1 pseudogene is annotated in these 324 nt (G+C 75.3%); it reads right to left on the bottom strand.

What is annotated here, in order from left to right:
- Positions 1–324: pseudogene (locus tag KM933_RS38875) on the bottom strand (polyketide synthase); the annotation flags it as partial.

Genomic DNA, 324 nt, shown 5'->3' with positions numbered 1-324 from the left:
GGTGTGGCCGATGTTGGACTTGAGGGAGCCGAGCCACAGCGGCCGTCCCTCCGGGCGTTCCCTGCCGTACGTGGCGAGCAGCGCCTGCGCCTCGATGGGGTCCCCCAGCGTGGTCCCGGTGCCGTGGGCCTCGACCGCGTCCACGTCCTTCGCCGACAGTCCCGCGTCGGCGAGTGCCGCGCGGATCACCCGCTGCTGGCTGGGCCCGTTCGGCGCGGTCAGGCCGTTGCTCGCTCCGTCCTGGTTGACGGCGCTGCCCCGCACCACCGCCAGTACCGGGCGGCCGCCCCGGCGGGCGTCCGACAGCCGCTCCAGGAGCAGGAC

It is taken from the genome of Streptomyces beigongshangae (assembly GCF_019710745.1).
GTDB lineage: Bacteria > Actinomycetota > Actinomycetes > Streptomycetales > Streptomycetaceae > Streptomyces > Streptomyces beigongshangae.
The sequence above is the reverse complement of the archived record's forward strand: the minus strand, read 5'-3'. Positions and strand labels throughout refer to the sequence as shown.